General features: G+C 37.9%; 14 protein-coding genes. 9 read left to right on the top strand and 5 right to left on the bottom strand.

Annotated elements, in window-relative coordinates; genetic code table 11:
• Nucleotides 1–311: 311 nt before the first annotated feature.
• Nucleotides 312–1,316 (bottom strand): DUF973 family protein, encoded by a 1,005-nt coding sequence (locus SACI_RS08910; protein WP_157727262.1) that lies wholly within the window; start codon nt 1,314–1,316, stop codon nt 312–314.
• Nucleotides 1,317–1,635: 319 nt separating this feature from the next.
• Between SACI_RS08910 and SACI_RS08905 the strand changes: the two genes are divergently transcribed.
• Together SACI_RS08905 and SACI_RS08900 are read left to right on the top strand one after the other, a co-directional pair.
• The gene (locus SACI_RS08905) at nt 1,636–2,469 is read left to right on the top strand and encodes a hypothetical protein (protein WP_011278662.1); all 834 of its coding nucleotides are present in this window, start codon (nt 1,636–1,638) and stop codon (nt 2,467–2,469) included.
• 182 nt (nt 2,470–2,651) lie between these two features.
• The gene (locus SACI_RS08900; RefSeq protein ID WP_011278661.1) at nt 2,652–5,570 is read left to right on the top strand and encodes a PKD domain-containing protein; all 2,919 of its coding nucleotides are present in this window, start codon (nt 2,652–2,654) and stop codon (nt 5,568–5,570) included.
• 225 nt (nt 5,571–5,795) lie between these two features.
• Here the strand turns inward: SACI_RS08900 and SACI_RS08890 are convergent, their stop codons facing one another.
• Entirely contained in the window at nt 5,796–6,743 is a 948-nt protein-coding gene (locus tag SACI_RS08890; protein ID WP_015385687.1) for a GH12 family glycosyl hydrolase domain-containing protein, read from the bottom strand.
• A 763-nt stretch (nt 6,744–7,506) separates the two neighbouring features.
• Here SACI_RS08890 and SACI_RS08880 point away from each other — a divergent pair.
• Both SACI_RS08880 and SACI_RS08875 read left to right on the top strand, forming a co-directional pair.
• Nucleotides 7,507–7,872: a GntR family transcriptional regulator gene (locus SACI_RS08880; RefSeq protein ID WP_011278659.1), complete on the top strand. Its 366-nt coding sequence runs from the start codon at nt 7,507–7,509 to the stop codon at nt 7,870–7,872.
• Nucleotides 7,873–7,874: 2 nt separating this feature from the next.
• Nucleotides 7,875–8,948 carry a DUF5808 domain-containing protein gene (locus SACI_RS08875; protein WP_230937973.1) on the top strand — a complete coding sequence of 358 codons (1,074 nt, stop codon included), beginning with the start codon at nt 7,875–7,877 and terminating at the stop codon, nt 8,946–8,948.
• Nucleotides 8,949–9,020: 72 nt separating this feature from the next.
• Here SACI_RS08875 and bgaS read toward each other — a convergent pair whose 3' ends face one another.
• On the bottom strand, nt 9,021–10,496 hold the full coding sequence (gene bgaS / locus SACI_RS08870; protein WP_011278657.1) for a beta-galactosidase BgaS: 1,476 nt from the start codon (nt 10,494–10,496) through the stop codon (nt 9,021–9,023).
• Between the two features lie 277 nt (nt 10,497–10,773).
• On the opposite strand from bgaS, the gene SACI_RS08865 reads away from it, so the two are divergent.
• The 3 genes from SACI_RS08865 (at nt 10,774) to SACI_RS08855 (ending at nt 16,285) form a co-directional block, all read left to right on the top strand.
• Complete coding sequence (locus SACI_RS08865) at nt 10,774–11,988, top strand: MFS transporter (protein WP_011278656.1); 1,215 nt, start codon at nt 10,774–10,776, stop codon at nt 11,986–11,988.
• A 128-nt stretch (nt 11,989–12,116) separates the two neighbouring features.
• Nucleotides 12,117–12,860, top strand: coding sequence for a class II glutamine amidotransferase (locus SACI_RS08860; protein WP_011278655.1), 744 nt, complete (start codon nt 12,117–12,119; stop codon nt 12,858–12,860).
• Nucleotides 12,861–13,090: 230 nt separating this feature from the next.
• Complete coding sequence (locus SACI_RS08855) at nt 13,091–16,285, top strand: thermopsin (protein ID WP_011278654.1); 3,195 nt, start codon at nt 13,091–13,093, stop codon at nt 16,283–16,285.
• A gap of 50 nt (nt 16,286–16,335) precedes the next feature.
• Here the strand turns inward: SACI_RS08855 and SACI_RS08850 are convergent, their stop codons facing one another.
• A complete protein-coding gene (locus SACI_RS08850; protein WP_011278653.1) occupies nt 16,336–16,776 on the bottom strand; it encodes a hypothetical protein in 441 nt (146 codons plus the stop codon).
• A 446-nt stretch (nt 16,777–17,222) separates the two neighbouring features.
• On the opposite strand from SACI_RS08850, the gene SACI_RS12380 reads away from it, so the two are divergent.
• Nucleotides 17,223–17,753, top strand: a complete 531-nt coding sequence (locus tag SACI_RS12380) for a cyclase family protein (RefSeq protein ID WP_015385684.1) — start codon at nt 17,223–17,225, stop codon at nt 17,751–17,753.
• A gap of 18 nt (nt 17,754–17,771) precedes the next feature.
• Nucleotides 17,772–18,206: a cyclase family protein gene (locus tag SACI_RS12375; RefSeq protein WP_080504026.1), complete on the top strand. Its 435-nt coding sequence runs from the start codon at nt 17,772–17,774 to the stop codon at nt 18,204–18,206.
• Between the two features lie 149 nt (nt 18,207–18,355).
• Here the strand turns inward: SACI_RS12375 and SACI_RS08835 are convergent, their stop codons facing one another.
• Nucleotides 18,356–19,165 (bottom strand): PD-(D/E)XK nuclease family protein, encoded by an 810-nt coding sequence (locus SACI_RS08835; RefSeq protein WP_011278650.1) that lies wholly within the window; start codon nt 19,163–19,165, stop codon nt 18,356–18,358.
• Between the last annotated feature and the right edge of the window lie 112 nt (nt 19,166–19,277).

Below are 19,277 nucleotides of genomic sequence, written 5' to 3'. Positions count from 1 at the left end.
AGTATGCAAAGAATTTCATGCTTACTAACTTACGCAAATGTCTAATCCTATGCTAAATTAACAGATTCTTAAGTAACATAGTTCACCTCATAAGAACGATCTATGTATTTTAGATCCATTAATTTGAGAATATAACTATTTCTCCTTTTTGTTTTTAGTTTTATCTGAGTTTATTTCCAAAACATTCAACTTGTATTTGAAACTTCTTAATCCATTTTATTAAATCAAAAAAGGCTATCTTAGTCTACTCTAAAAATATTGATGTATATATAAAAAATGAAAATTCTTAGCATCTTATAACATGTAAAAAATTACACTTGATATACTGCGTTAACGTCGATGAAAGTATTGTTAGATAATGATATCCTTATTACGTAAGTAATTCCTACTGTCAAGTTAAGAGGAGTGTTAAAGTTGATTGTAAGAACGTTAGTGCCAGGATTTAAGACATTTGGAGAGATCGAAGTTGTCGAGAAGTTAGTTCCTAATATCTGAGCTGAAACCGCAGCTACCTGATAGTTCGTGAAGACTGAGACAATCGCAACTCCATTACTTTTTATAGCATTCTGTACAGCTGGCTGCATAGGAACCTGAGGAACGTTTGGTGGGGGATAACCAGGATACTGCGTTGGGTATTGAGAGTAAGAGTATGATTTTGGTTGAGGAACAAAACCCGCTCGCAGTTTACTCAGTATGTTGCCTGTGCCAATGACCGCCAATATTGCGCCTATAAAAGATAAAATGTAAATAGCTATCAATATCCCCCCTATTTCCGTTGTTGAGTCATTATAAACACTTCCCAATTTGTAGAACCCTATGCCCAACAATATTTGACCAATTACTACTATTAGAAGAGAAATTAAGTATATTATATAAGATGCACCTAACCCACTTAACAATGTATAGTATGTGCTAATGTTAAGGGAATAAGAGGCACTGGTTAAGAAGATTACAAATATCACAATGGCTAGTATATAAGAAACAATTGAAATTATACTACCAATAAGTACTACTAGAGAGCCAGCGGAGCCAATTCCTACATCTCTCCCATATTCTCTCAATCTTTTAAAACCTCTTCTCATCATGATGAGTGATATAATGTATATAATACTCCCTCCAACTGCCAAACCACTTATGATCACTGAGATTATTAATGGTACATTTAACACCGATGAACTAGCCAGTGAAAAAATGTAACTAAAAGATCCAAATAGTGATACTACCGTTAGTATAGATGAGACTATAAACAAAATCATTGCTACTCTTATTCTAGATACTTCCATAATATCTGGACTTTCAACTCCCATTTTACTCATTATTTTAAAAGAATTACCTATATATAAATATTTTGAAGTTAATAATGATAAGTAATACTTCAAAATAATGAGACTTTTTATCATAAGTTTTTTATTGTATGAAGTTTTTCTTGTTATTAAAAAATTCGTGTTGAGAATTTGACCCTCAGTCATTATAGGAGATTTCCATTCATCATTTTCAGTGTTACCAAAAAGCAATTGAAGTATTGAAATTGGTTTTTCAGTTTTGTAGTGTTTAATGTGGCTACAACCGTTGCATTTTGTTTCTAATATAGGGGATATGGCAACACTTTAATATAAGTTAGAAATATTCATTAATATGGAAGAATTCGATAGAACATCAAAAAAGCTTATTGCCCTATTACTGAGGGGGCTAGAGGATAACAGGGAAGGAGTAAGAGAGAGTGAAATCCTAAGTCGGGTAAAAATCAGTAGGGGTAAAATGGAAAGAGTCCTCTCGGTCATGAGATCGTTGGAAATAATTGATTTCGACGGAAATTTAATAACAAGGGGTAAAGTTTACAGCAAAGATAAAACTGTGTTTGTAATCTCGATGATAAAGAAATGTAATGCCTCAGAGAAAGGCGATAGATCTATGAGTATTGTGACTGAATTCACTCCCCTACTTAGTGGAATGAGGGAGCGCATACATGAGTCCAATAGGTTTGACTCGAAAAGGGCATCAAAGATAATAAGGTGTACTAACGTGTTAAGACATGACTATGTAGAGGGTAAAAAACTCGGTGGAAGATGGGAAAAGAAGGAAGTTAATGAAAAACTAATAAAGTTATCAGTAGTTTTTGACCCTCCATTGAGGGCAGGGGAGTTTGTGAAATATGGCTTCTATACATGGGATGAGAGATACTATCCTTTAACCATGGATGAACTCCGTAAAAGGTATAATAGGGAACAGACAATCGAGGGTGTGATTATAAGCCAGCCCACCTATTACGTAAAAATCGAGGCAGACTTACCCTGGACACCTAGAAATGCAATGGCTAGAAAGGTATTAGTTATTACGGAGAGTGGACCGCATGAGACTGAGGAAATAGAGGGTGAAAAGAACTTTGTTCCGTATAAAAATAAAATAGTCCTTGAACTGTGGAAACCAGAGTATCGTCCTTATGTTATCATATGGCAACCACCAGTGTAAGGAGAGTCTTTACGGTTGAGGGTTTGTGGTAAGACCTATATGGCTACTTATGTATCATGTGTCACATACAACCTGGTAAATCCGATTATCCTCGTTCTAAGGCGAAGGTAGTGTACATTTAACTAATTAGACTAGATCTTGCTCTTGATTTAAATATAAGTAAAGATATAAGGGGTATTATAATGTTCAAAACAGTAATATTAATAATTTATCTAATACTACTCATTCTATCCTCATCTAATTACTATTTGATACCTGAATTACAGGCAAACTGTAAACCTCCAACTCTAATGTTAAATACGCCGGAGATCAACGGCACAATAGTAACTATAAATGGAATAACCCTTCCAGGAGGGAGTAATTACTCAATAACCTCAATTACCTGGTCTTGGGGCGATGGAAACGTTAGCACTAGCTGGTTCACAGCAACTCATGCATACTCTGAAAACGGTACATATACGATAGTTGCAACAACGCATCAGTCGGATGGGCAAAATGCATCAGCCTCGGTCACAGTAACACTCACTTCACCTTACTACAATCCAATATCAAAGGCATCTCCACCTGTAATACAACCTGACGCAGAACCATCTAATAAGTACCCAATCTCCTTGCAATACTCCCCTTATAGAGGAGTTCAACCAAACCAATACATTCAGATATATCAGTCTGTGCCCAATGGACCTCTGGGACTAAGTTTTGGTGTTTATAATGGCACCCTTGATGTGACCATATACCAGGGCTCGGTGCTATTGTACAACGGAAGCATAGAGGGGCCTCCTTTCAATTATATAGTGACATCAAGGACATTAAGTTATAGCTACGTGGACTTCGTATCAAATGGGCAACAACTAAAGATAATTCTCAATAATCCTGGCTCCACAGTTGCTCTTTTTGCATATAACCTATATAACGCTCCAATTACAAATTTTACTGCATCACTAATAACATTACCACCTCAATTTGCGGTGAATATAGGTCCGTCCACAACTCCTCCAAATAATACAGGGATGTCCCTCATTTTGAAGGCACCAATTTACCCAGGACCAGATCCTTTTGCTATTTGGATTGGAGAGGGATTTTACAACTCTACAAATTTCTGGTGGGCACAGGTTGGTTTTAATGATTGGTATGAAAAATATGATAACATATCCCACGCGGGTTGGGGTATATTTTCCAATTATTTTGGTAGCCCTGGAGGAACAGACTTTAACTACCCTCTAGTTCCTGGTGACATATATAACTTCACAATGGCGTATGTAGGTAATGGGGATTGGGCTTTCCTAGTTAATGGAACCCCGATTATAGAACCTGGACTACCGGGTTATATACATACTGGGACTACATATGCTAACGGTGGTGAAGACTTCGGCATAGAAACCTTAACCGCTTTTACATCTAGTTACAACATAACAAATTTAGTTGAAGTTCCATCGATGATGCTCTTCAAAGTTAATGGAACTTGGGTTGAGCCAAATGGACTTGACTTTATTGTGAATGGGATTGGTGAGAACTGGTGGAACGGGAACGCCACATCAGCGAGTTCCATACCTTTCTGGGGCATTGAAGGACATTTGCAAAACCAGAGCATACCCACTGACTCACTGTTAATTCAAGATGGTCTATCTGCTGTAGTCGCTACCCCTGCAGAGGGATTTTATCCTTTATACGGTACATATCAAGCACCTGGTTTTATACCTTATGTTGGAGGTAGTAATTACGGTCCAACACTAGTTAAGGTAAGAGTAGTTAATGGGACTTTAAGTCTTTACTCTCTGACCAGAACTTACGTTTCAGTAGCATTCATCAACTCAAATGGTATAATCCTTCAGCAACTCTCATTAAGACTACATGCAAATTCTACAGCAACAGTCACCATCCCATCACTTTCTGAAACAGACAAAAACGGTAATGGGGTCTATGGGGTGATGATCTACGCCAGTACGTTGTATTTGACAGGAACCCAAAAATTGTATAACCAACAAATCTATATACCACTACATGTGCCTCCGACCATCAAATTAAATGGAAATGTGTTCAATCCAGGCGAGAAATTATTGTTAAGCGGAAAGGCTATACCAGACTCAGAAGTTGATATAAAGTTGATTAACCCATACGGTGAAACGGTTATCGAGAAGTTAGTTAATACTTCCCCCTCTGGACTTTATAATACTACTCTGATTTCTTTCCCGCTATCTCTCAACAGTACTTTCCCATACGGCACTTATAAGATAGAGGTTAATGACGGTTTAGTCTCCTCCTACACAAACATTAGTTTTGAGCCATTAATGTATGCCTTGACTTTCGTTGAACAGGGTCTTCCACAGAACTCCATGTGGTCAGTGACCCTTAACGGTAGTACTAGGACAACCAACTCCTCTTCAATCACATTCTACGTTACAAAGGGCGACTATTATTATTTAGTATCAAACGTCAGCTACAGCACTAACTACACAGTAGGCTACACTCCTCAAGTCCAAAAAGGCTATATAGAACTTGACAACAACTCTACGGTGAGGGTGCTATTTATCCCTCTGTTGTTTAAGCCCATACTTAACTTATCCTTCTTGTCCAATGGCTCTGTGGTAAAAAGACTAATACAGGATAATAATTATACTCTTCAGATAATAACAAAGAATTTGGGTAATGCATCAGAGAACGTAGAGCTGACTATATCGATAACCCTAAATGCAAAATATATGCTTAATGGAGTTGAGTATAATTTCACTCTGAGTCAAAATGGGGTGAAGCTGGTGAAGCTCCCAATAAAATTTAATATGAGTGGAAATATGGCTTTGAACGTCTCCTTGAATTGGCTGAACAGTGAAGGAAAAGTGACCTTCGTATCTGCCTTTATGCAAGAAACTATTTATACTGAAGAGAATAACCAGACAAATACGTCTATTACTCAGACAAATACTCACACAAACACTACTACCTCAACAACGATTTCTTCATCTACAGATCTAACAAGTCAAACTAACTCCAGTACGTTCCAGGGATCTCACTCTAAGACATTCTCTTACAACATCTATATTATAGGCGTGGCTTTAGTAGTGGTTATTGTTCTACTCATTGCTTTACTTTTAAGAAGGAGATGATTCTTTCTTTATTTTCTCACAAAATAAGAGTTTTAATTTATTACTCATTCCATCTATTATCTTCCAATAAATGTAAACATATAAACTTGATAATCATACCTAAGTTACGAATTAAGGAAAATGGTCATACCGATTTTCGTATTAATCTTTTAGATGAATATATCAAAATAAAAATCCAAGGAGAAGCTCTTTATATGTGAAAAACGTCTATTTTACATTCTCCCCCTAGATTGTTATAGTCCAGTTATACAGTGTGTAACCAACGTTCACTACTCCATTTATATCATTAAATTCCATTCCTACTTGAATTGCATTTAAATAATACGCTGAGGTCTGTAAGTCAGGAAATACGCCTCTAATATAATTAAATGAATCTTTTATTAATGTCGACATTGGGACAGTAATATTTCCTGCTGATAATTCTAGTTGACTTATGTAATAAACTCCAATCCAACCGTTCGATGATCCTGTGTGAGGTAAAATATACACTGTGAAATCGTCTTGAATTACAGTTCCATTAACCATAATATTTACGCTCATAACGCCAGCTTTAACAAAATAGTCAGATAACGTCTCGTTGTGATATAGCCATATCATTATCTCCACGTCAGGGAATTGGATATATGTAGTGTTTGGGTTTTGGGTCAACCATATGTCGTAAGAGAAGTCGTCTATGATCCCTCTATTGTCGTTTATCTTATATGATAATGTTGAGTTAAAGTTAGGTAAACTAATAACCTTCACAGGAAGCACAAAACATGAAGGCATCAAAGTCCTCCCTGCAAAAGGAAACCAATCTTCCTGACCATACATCACCCCGGGATAGCCGTCGACTTGCAAATTCGAGTTTATCTTTTCAAAATTAGTGAAGTTAACATTTACCACCAAAGTGTTACCTCTGTAAGTGAGATTAGTGTAACCTAGAGCAGTCTTCAAGTTCCACAAAAAAGGTGAGACAAATAGTGAAGCGTTCTTAGAATACACCATCCCTATAGCGTAAGTACTATCGCTCTGATACTTACCTAGGATGGAAAACTCTCCGCCGTAAGTGTTACCTAGTGTTATGATACAGTCATTTTTTGAATAATTGGGTAATAGTACTATAAAGACAATTATAGTTATAAATATTATGAGAAAAATAGCTGATAGTAGTATGAGCAACCTAATTTTCATCATGCTAATATTCCAAGAACACTAAAAAAGTTTTCACACGTTTTGCGAGTCTTATCAAACTTTATAGGAAAAATTCAACGGCTTTCATACAAATTTTTAATATTATAAATAGGTCCTAATTAATACTTTATATCTGTCATTAACCATAAACATAATCATCTTTCGTATTTTAAACGAGTTCAGGTATTTGATTGGAAATAACGTTAATCCATATTAAAATTAGTTTTTAGGTTGGAAGATAGAGACTTTGTGCCCTAATCACGAGGACAATAGGTTCCACTTAGTCCTATATTTACACGGTTACATTAAATACAAACGCTTCTTGCTCTTCTCCCACCTTAAAGGCGAGGTCTCCACACCGTGGTTCACTAATCTAAGGTTTACCAACTTCACCCTCACCTTTTCATACCTAATGAGCTTTAACACCCACCCCGGTCCAGTCATCAAATAACAGACCACTTGCTGAGCCTTCAGCCAGATACCTTTATCCCTTAGGCTGAAGAGCCTCTCACCCTCCTCAGAGCTCAATGATATGTGTTATGGAGGAAGAGTTCTGGTCCTAACACACAACCTAAAACTTATTGACGTGCGGAATAAACTAAACAAAGGCAGAATGATATTCATTTTATTGAGTCTTTAACACTTCAAGTCTTTCTCTTTATTTATTTTCCTTATTAACCTTACGCAGCGTAAGGACTGATTTAACTTACCTTTTATAGTAGGTAAATAAGGTTTTTATTCCCCTAAATCATATATTTGCTATATGACAAGTATAATAAAAATCGACCTAGAGTCCAAGACTCCCATCTACAAACAGATAGCTGACCAGATTATCGAGTTAATAGCCAAAGGTGAGTTGAAGCCAGGCGATAAATTACCCTCTATAAGAGAGTTAGCATCAATGCTCGGTGTCAACATGTTAACTGTAAACAAGGCTTATAACTACCTGGTTGACGAAGGTTTCATAGTAGTGCAGAAGAGAAGATATGTGGTAAAAAGTGAAGTGAGAGATGAGAGTTGGAGAAACATGCTTCGGGTTATAATTTACAGAGCTCTCGCATCAAACATGAGCAAGGATGAAATAGTGAATGAGATCAACAGAGTAGTTAGCGAGGTGAATAGCAAGTGACAATGTTCTTAGTAATTTTCCCCACTATCTCAGCATTATGTTTAATATGGGCTGGTTTTATGGCTATTCCCTACATACAGCCACCCTACATGTTGATCGGAGCCAGAGTCACCAAATCATTTAATGAATGTCTAGGAAAGAAGATAAAGAGACTATACGCAATTTTCTCTACCGCTTTGTTTACCCTATCTCTATTGATATCGTTTGCCATGATAACCTATGTGGACTCACTCATTGCATTACTTACAGCAACAATATTTACTTCCCTGTCACAGACCATAAATTACGTGATATTTCGAAGTTACGTGTTGAGAAAGAGGGGAGAAATACAGGCGAAAGATAGCATTAGATATGCAGTCTTAAACCACAGTAAAGCGGGGGAGAGATACCTATCACTCCTCATCATTCCGTGGATATTAGCCTTGATCACTTTCCTCATTGGTCTCGTGTACTATAACAAAATACCTTCTGAAGTGATTTTTCACATAGGTCCAGGAGGTTCAGTGGAGTACGCACCTAAAACTCCACTAAACGTATTTCTCAACCAGTTGATATCCATTATCATATTGGCTATTTATACAATGATAGTTTTTGGGACAAGAGGAGTCATGAATATACTTAATCCATCATATCCTGGGAAGAGCTTTAGAATTCAGCAGAGTTTGAGGAAGTACATTGTTGAGAGTCTAGCTATTATGTTCACAGGTATTCAGCTCTCCATGTCAATTATATCGTTTGGAGCCTGGGAAATGATAAATATTAACACTTCGCTTGTTATCTCTCTTTCTATACTCTTCATGAGTATTTTTGGAGGGATTATTTACATAGTGTATAAAGTTACTCGTTTAAGAAACTTTGAAAGAGAGACGGATGTGGAGTTTAGTTTGATCAATGATGATAAGTATTGGATCGGAGGAATTTTCTATTACAATCCTGAAGATGATAGGATCTTTGTGCCAAAGAGAGCAGGTATTGGATACACGTTGAACTTTGGCAATAAGAAAGCCATTCTGTTACTGTCAGTGATAGTAAGCTTGCCTATTCTAATTTCTTTCCTCGCAATACTCCTATCTTAACACCTCTAGGTAGAGCATTGAGTACACAGACGAACTATGCGTAGTGATCTTTGCCTACACTATATATACTAATTAATGTCTCAAAGGTTTTATTGGTGGTACTCTGTTTAGATGTTCCAGCTCCTCAGGAATACCGTTACTCCTAGTAATCTCCCTGTAAACTAATGCAGAAGGTCTCCAGTACAATCTCTTTGTTAGATAATCTACCTTAAGTAGACCGAACCTCATTGAAAAACCTGACGACCACTCATAATTATCTGCCAAAGACCAATGAAGATAACCTCTTACATCTACTCCCTCGTTTAAAGCCCTGTGCACCTGGTAGATATGTGATACTAAGTAATACGGTCTTTGGTAGTCAGCGTCATCAGCGATACCGTTCTCCATTACGTATAATGGTAACCCATACCTATTCCAATACTTCAAAAGTACATCATATAGACCCTCAGGAAAGAACTCCCAACCGAAATCACTGGTAGGGAGGTTAGCTAAACTCAATGAGTTCCTTTCACAACGATCTCCATAACCCGGAAGGGTTAAATAACCACTCTCAGCTTTTGTTACCACAGTCCTCGTGTAATAGTTTACGCCAATCCAGTCTAACCTGTTCCTTAAGTCCTCTCTGACATTTTGTCCCTCACTAGTTATCTCTCCCTTTATAATGGAGTCAAAGAAACTCCATCTGTTCAATCTCTCTGCTATTTCCACAGCTTCGTTATCTTGTGGTCTGAGTGGGTAATATGATGTGTTTGCATATATTATACCTACACTCTTTTTTGATACGCTCTTGATGGCGTCATAAGCCCTCGCATGAGCCTGAATTATATTCCATTTAGCTATTTCTGAAAGCCTGAAGCTAAGGTAATTAGGTGGAAAGCCTGCTCTAGGAAAAGCGTAACCTGCTCCCCAAACCACGTTAGGTTCATTCATTGTTGCATATTCACTCGCCAAATCATCTAATTTCCAGGCTACGTAAGCCGAGAACCTAGCGAACTCATAAACTGTCCTGGAGTTTAACCAACCTGTTGGTCCTGTAAAGTCTCCTCTCCTCACTCTGATAGGGTCGTGCAACCATATGGGCAAAGTCCAATGATACATGTTCAGTACTATGTGAAATCCTCTGTTTCTTAGATCCTCCAGTATTTGCCTGTAATGTGATAACGCTTCATGATTAGCGTAGTTGTCCATTTCTCTCAGCTTAGACTCATTTAAGTCTACGCTAATGACAGGACTGTTCTCTTTATCAGTCCCTGTTTGCATTTCAGGCTTGGGTAGTGGTCTGGGAAATATTCTACTCCACTCTACGTTAATTCTCACTGCATTTAGTCCTATTTTCTCTGCTTCGTCATGAAATCTCTTATAGTTCCCCCAGTACCCTGGACCATTTTCGGGTAAATCTCCACTGACAACCTGTGAGACTATGTTCTCCCTGTCATGAACCCAGACGTGCCAATCGCTGTTCGGATCCTCGCTACCTGGAGTTCCCATTTCAGACTGGAATCCCGACTGAGACCAGCCAAATTTGAAACCCTTTGGGAATGATAACATAGACAGATATAAGTTGACCAAGGCTCTTTATTATTTTAATGGACTCTGTCATGGATATTACTAAGATGGAAGATAGAAGCTAGTTTCACAACTGATTAGCGTGTTTAGAGCTCTAATCTACTCAATCAACAGACCTTAAAGAGGTCACACTGACCTAACTCAATAGTGAGTTTTTATCACTTTTTAGTAAAAATTAAAATAATAAGTAAATCTACAACTATGAATATGAAAATTTTTCTGAGAAAATCTTTTATTTTCATCCACCTTTCATAAATTTATGAGGAACAATACCACTAACGTGATCGGTGCATACATATCTTGGGTCATGGATGGTTACGACTTAGGGGCAGTAGTTATTACGTCATCTATATTGGGTCAATTGTTTTACCCTAAACAGTTGGCACTACTGGCTGCAACACTTCCCATAATATTTACTATAATATCAAGACCTCTTGGTGGTTTCCTCTTTGGTTATATAGGTGATAAATTGGGTAGAAGAGCTAGTATGCTCATAACAGTCCTTGGATACTCTTTGTCCATAGGCTTAACTGCATTCTTACCAACTTACCTTCAGATAGGTATTCTCGCTTCAATCCTCCTCTCTGTATTGAGGATACTACAGGGGATCTTTATTGGTGGAGATGTGGCAGGGAGTTTCACAATATCAATGGAAAGTGTAGTGAAGAGGAGGGGGATATTATCAGGACTAATGCAGGCTGGGGTTTTAGTCGGGTTTGTGATAGTTGACTCCCTCTTTACCTATTTAGCGAGTATTTATGGAAAAGCCTTCTTCACCACTTACTGGAGGATCATATTCGGTATTGGGATGATACCGGCTCTTTTGGCTGTTCTAATAAGGTTTAAGATGTCTGAACCTGAGATGTGGTTGAAGGTTAAGGGTAAAAACCCGTTATCAGGTATCATGGACGTTTGGCAACCACTAATAGTTATGATAGGTTTTTGGATGGCAATTTATGCGGGACCACAATTCCTACCTGTCCTTTACGGTACAGTGATGAAGTTAAACCCAGCCTATTATGGGCAAATCATACTGTACATGAATGTCATTGGCATTCCCGCAATGCTTTTAGCAGGGTTTCTGTCAGACTATGTGGGAAGGAAACTTTTAGGTATCATAGGTTCTGTGATAGGGATAATTGGTGGTGCATTACTCTATTTCCACTTACCCTCTACATATCTCCTGGCAGACTACACTTTCCTGTTTGGATTCCTAGTCAACCTAGCCTCGTCAATATCACCTGCATACTTAGCTGAGAGGTTTAAGACCTTCTCAAGGGCTACAGGTGTAGGGACAGCTTATAACGGTGCGTTTATAATAGCAGGCTGGACACAGCTAATTATCTCACTGCTCTCACAAAGTATTAACGTATTCATTGCTACCTTCTCCATATTCGCAATTGGTTGGATAATAGCAATAGTCGGTTTAGCCCTAGGACCTGAGACTAATAATGTGAATTTAGAGAAAATATGATGTAGATAATTGAAGAGCAAGGTAAAAGGTTTTTACAAAGACGTAATTTGTCTAAAAACAAAATGGAATAGTTTTTAGCTTAAGATATATTTATAAACTATCAATATCTATCATCGTAATAGAAACTTATGTGCAGAATGTTCGCTTATTATGGCTCATCATGGTCTAAGGTTGAAGAGTTATTCAATTGTTTGAGTAGATCAGCAGAAGTAGACCCATACTTTAACAACTCCAGCCATAAGGACGGGTGGGGGTTCGTCATAGTTACTAGAGACAAGATAATCCATTACAGGAGCGGAAGACCTATATTTGAGGATACTTTACCTATTAAATTAAACGATCAAGAGATGATTGCTGTATTTCACGCTAGACAGGCTAGTGCTGGAAATCCTATCGGTTCACAGTTCTCTCATCCTTATCTAGAGGTGAATCAGAACGGTTCCATTTTTCTTGCTCATAACGGAAGTGTTGATAAAGAGAGACTACTAAAGGAAGTCTCCATGAACTCTGAATACGTGGTTGACTCTGAACTAGCCCTAAAGTTTATCTCGAGATTTAAAGACCTATATGAGGGAGTTGAAGTGTTAAAGGGTTATACAAAGTCAGCACTTAACCTATTCCTTGTAAACATTTCTAGACTAGGAGAGGCTGAACTATATTATCTTAATTATGTAAGCCCGTCTCACTGGGACCGTGTTAAGAGCGGGAGAACAAATGCTTCACCAAATTACTACGATCTCTATATAAATAGTGAAGATGGAGACGCTGTTTTCTCATCCACTTTGTCCTATTATTGTAGTGAATTAGGAGAGAGAAAGGCTGAATACAGTAGGTTAACAAAGTTAGGAGAGAGGATGAAATTAGTACAATAGAGGGGTACTGAAGAGTGATAGTCTTTCGCCTATCCCTAGGTCTTCATTGGTAAATTGTCGTCACATTTTGGAATCACTGTGTCTCGTCTAACATAATCCTGGATAGATTTTTAGGAAAATTCTCGATTATCAGTGAAAATAGTTATTTTATTCAATGACTGTTTTTCTTTTTCAGCTGCATTTTAGGTTGTCTTAGTAATGTATATAAATATCCTTAAAAAATATAAATTGTGAGAAAACCGCTAATAACATTCGTCCTCCTCTTTATATTATTTTCACTATTTGCCCATCCACATGTGAACATACCTGTTGGAAGCACTACTCCAGGAACTGTAAAAACTGAAATATTGCCAAATTCTGAGATACCTGCGACTCCAAATGTGTCACTCAGTTGGAAATATATTCCTGACTATATCTCTGTGTATAGTTTACACTATTCTGAACCAGCCCCTATGGGAATAACTGACTATGGTTTAAGCCCTAATGGTTCCTATATTTTAACCACTACACAGTGGATGGGTGTAATAAACCTGTATGGCTTAAGTACAAATACTACTTCTGTATCGTTTCAATTAAATTTGAACTTACACTATTATTTGAATGGTTATACCTATGATCTGTGGGTTCAAGATGTAGCATTTTTTGATACTCAAGACAATAATATACAAATACTAGATAATATTTGGAATTTTTCATCTCCTCATGCATATATAACTTCTGTTCAGGGAAATGGTAACATTTATTCTTACTCTAAATTAAACACCACTTATTACGCCTACGAGGCGTCAGGTTACCCTGGAAGTCCTGCGACCCTCACTTTGCCTGCAACTGTATATTTACTGGTGAATGTTTCAACCAACTCCCTAGGGGAGCCAGTAATCTATTTCTACTACAATGACGGATATGGATGGATACTTTATGATACTGTCACTGTTACCAATGCACAAGGTTCATCACAGGTATACTTCCTGGTTGACGGATTTCAGTATAATGGTTACGGAACATTTTGGGACTCTGAGATGGTATTTGCAGGACCGGGAGGAGGTTCAACAACATATGTTTACTCATCTGAGGTCTATCTTGAACTGCTGTACTGGAATGGTCATAATTTTCAAGAAGTTGAAAATGCCTATAATTTTGGTTCAGATACTGGAGAATCCGCTGAGAACGTAATTGATTCGTATTACTATTATAGATATACAGGACTGCCAGTGGCGGGGTTAACTGCAGGTAGTGGATCGTTAGGACAGTTATGGAATTACGACTCCGTGACTATCTTAGAAATTAATACTCCTGTACAGAGTGGGTATGCGACAGTATATAATTTCTCTATACCTTTCTCAGATTCCTCAAATATACAAGACTTTTACTTTACAGGAGGAGAGTTCATTTTAACACTATTTCCTATGCCCTACTCAATCCTGGTCTATCAAAACGGTCAATTGGCTTATGAGGGTTACTCCCCAGGTGACACGGGTCTTAATGTGGTTAATACTGAGAGGTTCGCATTAAACCTCTCCAGTGGTTTCATAAAACTATATACTAACCAATCATATGACGAGGTAATAAACATAATAGGAGAAGGTCCTGCATACATTTACGTTAATTCATCAAACGGACTGAGTTACTCTCTGTCTCAGGAGTACCTTAATTTAAATGGAGACGGGAGTGTAAATTTAAGGATTTACCCACAGTCACCTGGATTTTATACTGTTACAGTAACAGTCAACCTATTGAACGGATATTACTTGAGGGCTACATTTTCGGTTTATGTCCAAGCCATATCTTCAGTGAAATTCAATATAAATGTAGTAGGTTCGCAGTTACCCACCTCACCAGTCTTGACACTCCAGTTTCCTAACGGCACCATCTCGACCTTAACAGTAAGTCCAGGGGAAACCCTATATCTGCCGGTTGGTACAACGTACAATTTACAGCAAATAATAGGTTCGGGAAATATAAGGTGGGCAAGTCCTTCACCTATAAACGGTATAGTAAACGGTTCCATTACTATATACGTTACATATTACCAACAGTACCTAGTGAACTTTAACTTTATGGTACAGGGGGGCTCAGGTTATCCAGCTCCTCAACTGATATACACCTCATTCGGTCAGAGTTATGAAAGTACAGTCCCTATTACAGTCTGGGTCGATTCAAACTCTCAGTACTATTTTCAAAACATCTTACAAGGAGACAATGAAAGGTGGGTAGACTTCTCCCCAACAGGTGTCATCAGCTCCCCAGGTAATGTTATAGCGTTCTACTATAATGAATATTACGTGACAGTCAAAACCCCTGTGACTGTGTATGCTTACATAAATGGCACTAAAAATACATTGAGCTCAGGGTGGTATATTCAAGGTACTAATATTTCGATAATTAATGAGACATACCCCGTCTCTAATGGGGTCAGAATCATATTAAGTGGAATTTCCCCAGCGCTAAACTTCGTGATAAACTCACCTTTAGTAGTTACCGTGACTACAGTAACTCAGGTATACCTAACGGTTAACTCCATCTTGCCAGTGGAGGCACTGGTTAACGGGACTAATGTGACACTGACAACAGGGTGGTACAATAACGGGACAAAAATACAGATAGAGAACATAACCAGATACACATCTACAGGCGAAAGATATATACTTACGTCAATATATCCATCAGCATCCTTCACCTTAACCTCTCCTGTAAACATAACCGTTACGTACCAACAGCAGTTTAGAATAATCGTCAACTCACAACTACCTATTTACGCTATAGTAAACGGAGAAAACACCAGTTTGACAACAGGGTGGTACAATAACGGGACAAAAATACAGATAGAGAACATAACCAGATACACATCTAATGATCAGAGGTATGTCATGATCTACATTTCCTTTGAGTCATTGACTGTAGATCAACCATTCAATATTTCAGCCAATTTCATAAAACAGTATTACATTAACGTCATATCTCCTATTCCTGTTAAAGCTCTAGTAAACGGGACTTTGACCAGCTTAAACTCGTCTTGGGTAAACAGTGGAACAAAAATACAGGTTATAAATTACACGTATTATGTCTCGAACAACGAGAGGCTAGTTCCAACATTAATCCCCTCCAACCTCACAGTAACGAGTCCTATAACGGTAGAGATAAAGACTGTAACACAGTATTTAGTTACCATTAATGGAAACTCGTCATGGCACAATAACGGTTCAACAATAGTTCTCAACGCAAACATACCGTTTTATATGACTGGCAAGTATATTGGCACTTATAATGTCTCCCCTGGTGCGGAATTAGTTGTGAATAGACCTTTGGTTGAAAACCTGACTGAGACCATTAACTTACCAGTGACTATTGGAATAGGAGCCCTAATCATCATAGTTATTTTAGGAGTAGTAGTGACACGGGTTTTATTACATAAAAAGAGACCTTAGATATGCCGTGATGCCAGTTTGCTTTACCTCTTTGTCCCATCTATTTTTTTTTACTTTTTCTTAAAGTAGGGGACTATCTCTATGAATCCATTTCTGCCATCATAAGGTAAATACAAATTATAATAGAATCCGATTTCTGTGTCTTCTACTACAACATAATATTTTCTCTTCTCTGCTTTCTTAGTATCATCGATTCCCAATAATTCATCCTTTTCGTCTGTTATAGATCTTCCCAGAGAGTGGGCTAGTACATTTACGTTATAAAGGAACTCACTCTTGATGTCTTGCAACATATAGACCATGGGTTCCCAGTAACATGAACCGTTTATGTATAACACTCCTTTAGTCTCGCTCACATATACCATTGGATTCTTAGGGATGTCAAAGTAGAAAGTAGACCCACCCACAGGCACTTCCAGGGTCTTATCTATAAACTCTTTTCTGTACTCTTTTTCTGTCCAGAAAGGAACAGAGTAGACCTGTAAGGACATTCAGACTCACAAGTGGCATATGGAGTAGAATAGTAAATAGTCCTACCCTTAAAATTAAGTATAGTTATGGGGATTACTTGTAGTGGATTTGTACAATAAGAATCTTTAAGTCTCATAGCAAAAGAACGATAAGCCTCGCCTTTAGGGGGAAGGAGATCAGATATATAAATAACGAAAGCCTCTCTTTACGACGTCGCTTAACCTATGAAGTTCTACGATCTACACTAGGTGTATAGTCTCTTATACTATTAAGAGAAGTAATTGTAACCTTGTGAGTGAGGAGTACCACGTAGGAATGTAAAAGGTCTCAAGAACTATAGAGCTGAAACGATGAGATATTTTGTATGGTGAAAAATCTATAAATTTTTAATCAGCTTAACTTCTTTCTTGTACCTATTGGAAGAAGATTTTTAAATTTACTTAATGAGGTTAAATATTGATTGTTAATGGGAAAGAGAAAAAAATATACATTAGAGGAATTTAGGAGGACTGCTTTATCAGTGAGAAACTGGGGTAGATGGGGAAAAGATGACGAGATGGGGACTCTAAATTACGTAACTAATCAGTCGGTAGTTGAAGCCTCTAAGGAGGTCAAGGAAGGGAGGGTGTTCTCGTTATCACTAAATTTTGGTCCCTCAGGTCCTCAAAGAGGAGGATTTGGAGGCAGATTTAACCCCATCCACCTTATGACAGCATCTGGTGCAGATGTGATAAGTGGTGCTCAGAGCAGATTGATGAAGAGAACTTATCAGAAAGACATCTCATACGCTGACGATATAATCATAATGCCATTACAGTGCGCCACACAGTGGGACGCTTTGAGCCATATATTTTTTGAGGGTAAAATGTGGAATGGGTATGATGCCTCTCTAGTGAACTCCTCAGGTGCACTCAAGAACGATATTGCAAAGGTTAAGGACAAAGTTGTAGGTAGAGGAGTGTTATTGGACTTTCCGTCTTTTAAGGGTGTGGAATGATTAGAGCCAGGTGAAGTTATAACCTCTGAGGAGCTTGATGATATAATCAAATTTGAAAATGTTCAGATTAGACAAGGTGATTTTTTACTCATTAGGACAGGACATATGGCTAGATATTTGAGAAAAGGTGACTGGGAGGACTTTGCAGGCTATACTCCTGCTCCTGGTTTAGGATTAGATACTGCAATATGGTTACATGAGAAGAGAGTTGCTGGTGTCGCAAGTGACACGTGGGGAGTGGAAGTTATTCCTAATGAGGTGGAGGAGATAATGCAACCATGGCATCACGTAGTTATCCCAAATATGGGTTTAACTGTAGGTGAAATATTTTACCTTGAGGAGTTAGCTGATCATTGTAGAAAGGACAAACGTTTCGCGTTTATGTTTGTGGCTCAACCTCTACCCTTTGAAGGAGCTGTAGGCTCTCCTGTTAACCCCATAGCTATTAAATGAGGGTAAAACAAATATGGAGAGATGGAATCCATTATAGTAATTCCATAAATTGAGCCTAGATTCTCTAATGACGTTATCACTATATGCCTAATTACGATATAACCTACTTTTTGTGTGTATTAAGCCAGCGAAGATACGTTATGCTCATCTTACTGAATATCTGACGGAGTTATGATTTTAATTCCTAGGCTCTCAGCCCTAGCCTTTACCCTATCAGGATCCCTATCCTCAATGATTGAGGTGATTACGATGACCTCATCTACCTTAACTCCTTTAGCCTTTTCATAAAACTCCTTCTTCTTGAGTATTACTCCCACATCTCCTCTCCTGATACCTGAGGATATTTCAATCATTATCACTTTCCCGTTCTTCAGTACAACATCTATTTCTACATCAGAAGGATCACCATAAACATAGCCTGTATTGTCATAAAGTAGCTCCCTGTTAGCGGTGAATCCAACATCGCTGAGTAATTCTACTACTCCTTGTCTGAAGGAGTCCTCATTCTTTACTCCCCATCTTGCTCCTATACCATTAATCATTGTAATTAGTCTTTTTTCCAATTTTTGGAGGTCTTCCTTAGTAGCCATCTTCTGGAGGTCTTCCTTAGTAGCCATCTTCTGGAGGTCTTCCTTAGTAGCCATCTTCTGGAGGTCTTCCTTAGTAGCCATCTTCTGGAGGTCTTCCTTAGTAGCCATCTTCTGGAGGTCTTCCTTAGTAGCCATCTTCTGGAGGTCTTCCTTAGTAGCCATCTTCCCCTCTAGTTCTTTCCTAAGGGTATCAAATTTTATGTCAATGTCTTTTCTTAAATTCTCCAGGTCTGTTTTAGTAGCTAAGTTCTGCCAAGGAGTTAGTCTTGATAAAACCTGATAAATTATCTCAGGTCTAGCAATGAGTACGTCAACTAAAATAGAAGGATTCTCTACTAGTACCTTTTTTATCTCCTCAGCAGTTACCACAAATAATTAATTTACTTGGAGCAATAAAATACTTGTCCTTAACGATTTATATTTCTATATAAAATTGTGAAATATCTACTATCATTGATTAATAACACGAGGATGCTATAAT

Origin of the sequence: Sulfolobus acidocaldarius DSM 639 (assembly GCF_000012285.1) — an archaeon.
In the GTDB taxonomy this organism is placed as follows: domain Archaea; phylum Thermoproteota; class Thermoprotei_A; order Sulfolobales; family Sulfolobaceae; genus Sulfolobus; species Sulfolobus acidocaldarius.
The sequence above is the reverse complement of the archived record's forward strand: the minus strand, read 5'-3'. Positions and strand labels throughout refer to the sequence as shown.

Coding starts and splice junctions, on each gene's coding strand:
- SACI_RS08910 (WP_157727262.1), bottom strand. CDS start 1,316: ATGAGTAAAATGGGAGTTGAAAGTCCAGATATTATGGAAGTATCTAGA.
- SACI_RS08905 (WP_011278662.1), top strand. CDS start 1,636: ATGGAAGAATTCGATAGAACATCAAAAAAGCTTATTGCCCTATTACTG.
- SACI_RS08900 (WP_011278661.1), top strand. CDS start 2,652: ATGTTCAAAACAGTAATATTAATAATTTATCTAATACTACTCATTCTA.
- SACI_RS08890 (WP_015385687.1), bottom strand. CDS start 6,743: ATGAAAATTAGGTTGCTCATACTACTATCAGCTATTTTTCTCATAATA.
- SACI_RS08880 (WP_011278659.1), top strand. CDS start 7,507: ATGACAAGTATAATAAAAATCGACCTAGAGTCCAAGACTCCCATCTAC.
- SACI_RS08875 (WP_230937973.1), top strand. CDS start 7,875: ATGTTCTTAGTAATTTTCCCCACTATCTCAGCATTATGTTTAATATGG.
- bgaS (WP_011278657.1), bottom strand. CDS start 10,496: ATGTTATCATTCCCAAAGGGTTTCAAATTTGGCTGGTCTCAGTCGGGA.
- SACI_RS08865 (WP_011278656.1), top strand. CDS start 10,774: ATGAGGAACAATACCACTAACGTGATCGGTGCATACATATCTTGGGTC.
- SACI_RS08860 (WP_011278655.1), top strand. CDS start 12,117: ATGTGCAGAATGTTCGCTTATTATGGCTCATCATGGTCTAAGGTTGAA.
- SACI_RS08850 (WP_011278653.1), bottom strand. CDS start 16,776: ATGTCCTTACAGGTCTACTCTGTTCCTTTCTGGACAGAAAAAGAGTAC.
- SACI_RS12380 (WP_015385684.1), top strand. CDS start 17,223: ATGGGAAAGAGAAAAAAATATACATTAGAGGAATTTAGGAGGACTGCT.